This window comes from Streptomyces sparsus (genome assembly GCF_054776295.1).
Genome location: NZ_BAAHCA010000961.1, coordinates 1 through 1,779 on the forward strand (window position 1 = coordinate 1; position 1,779 = coordinate 1,779).

The following is a 1,779-nucleotide window of genomic DNA, read 5'->3' on the forward strand; positions in this document are numbered from 1 at the left end:
CCGCCGGGTGCGCGTTCCCCGTCCCGCAGCAGGCACCGGGGCCGGCGCCTCGCCGGCGGGGGCGGGGACGTGCGGCACCCGGCGGTTGTTAGGTTCCGGCCGGGCGGGGAAACCGCGAACGCATGGCCTCTGACAGCACCTCTGACAGCACCGTGCACGGTTCGTACTGGATGGAGTCGACCGAGAGCACCTCCCATTCCCCCCTCACCCGCTCACTGGACGTGGACGTCGCCGTCGTCGGCGGCGGTATCGCCGGGCTCAGCGCCGCCTGGGAGCTGGCCCGCCGCGGGCGCAGTGTGGCGGTACTGGAGGCGGACCGCATCGCCGCCGGGGTGACGGGTCACACCACCGCGAAGCTGTCCGCGCTGCACAGCCTCACCTACTCCTCGGTCCGGCGGGTCCTCGGGGCCCCGACCGCCGCGCTGCACGCGCAGGCACAGCGGCACGCGGTGGAGCACGTCGCCGGGGTCTGTGCGGATCTCGGGCTGGACGCCGACCTGGAACGGGCGCCGGCGTTCGTGTACGCGGAGTCCGAGCAGGGCCGCCGGGACGTGGAGGAGGAGGCCGAGGCTGCGGCGCAGGCCGGGCTGGCGGTGTCCTTCACCACCGAGACTACGCTGCCGTTCCCCGTGGCCGGGGCCGCTCGGCTGGACGGCCAGTTCCAGTTCCACCCGCGCAAGTACCTGCTCGGGCTCGCACGGGACCTCCAGGAGCACGGCGGCGTGATCCACGAGCGCACCCGGGTCGTGGAGCTCAAGGAGGGCACCCCCTGCCGGCTGACGACCGAGCACGGTACCGAGGTGACGGCGAAGGACGTCGTGGTGGCCACCCACTACCCGGTGTTCGACCGGGCCATGATGTTCGCCCGGCTCAAGCCGCGCCGCGAGCTGGTGGTGGCCGGGGCGATCCCCGCCGAGGACGATCCGGCGGGCATGTACATCACGCCCGAGCACCGCACCCGCTCGGTGCGCACCGCGCCCTTCGGGGAGGGCCGCCGCCTGCTCATCGTCACCGGTGAGTCCTTCACGCCCGGTGACGAGGGTGTCGGGGAGCGGTTCGACCGGCTCACCGCGTGGACCGGGCAGCACTATCCGCAGGCCCGCCTCAACTACCGCTGGGCGACGCAGGACAACGACACCGAGGACACGCTGCCGCACATCGGCCCGTTCCATCCCGGGGCCCGGCACGTGTGGGTCGCCACCGGCTTCGGCGGCTGGGGCATGAGCAGTGGCGTGCTGTCCGGCACGCTGCTGGCCGCGGCCATCACCGGCACCGAGACGCCGCCGTGGGCGGCCATCTACGACCCGCGGCGGGTCCCCCGGCTGCGCGGCACCCAGAAGCTGGTGAAGTTCCAGGCATCGGTGGCGCGCCACTTCATCGGGGACCGGGTCCGTACGCCGCACGTCGACTCGGTCACGGAGATCGCACCGGGCGACGGTGCCATCGTCCGTATCGAGGGCAAGCGCTGCGCGGTGCACCGGGACCCGGACGGCACGCTCCAGGCGGTCTCGGCGCGCTGCACGCACCTGGGCTGCCTGGTCCAGTTCAACGACGCGGAGACCACCTGGGACTGCCCCTGCCACGGTTCCCGGTTCGGGGTGGACGGCAGCGTCATCCAGGGCCCGGCCACCTCACCCCTCCAGCAGCGCAAGGTCGCTGAGGGCGGTGCCGAGCAGGGTGAGGCCGAGCAGGGTGAGGCCGATCCCGGGGACCGGCCGGCCTGATCGACGGCTCGGAACCGACGACGGTCGGGCCCCGCGGCTCCGTTCGGCCGCGGGG

1 protein-coding gene is annotated in these 1,779 nt (G+C 73.7%); it reads left to right on the forward strand.

Annotated elements, in window-relative coordinates; genetic code table 11:
• Positions 1-122 precede the first annotated feature (122 nt).
• Entirely contained in the window at positions 123-1,724 is a 1,602-nt protein-coding gene (locus tag ACYVE9_RS25350; protein ID WP_461030225.1) for an FAD-dependent oxidoreductase, read from the forward strand.
• Positions 1,725-1,779: the final 55 nt, after the last annotated feature.

Bases quoted from the DNA above. Each gene is read 5' to 3' on its own strand.
- ACYVE9_RS25350 (WP_461030225.1), top strand. From the start codon at position 123: ATGGCCTCTGACAGCACCTCTGACAGCACCGTGCACGGTTCGTACTGG.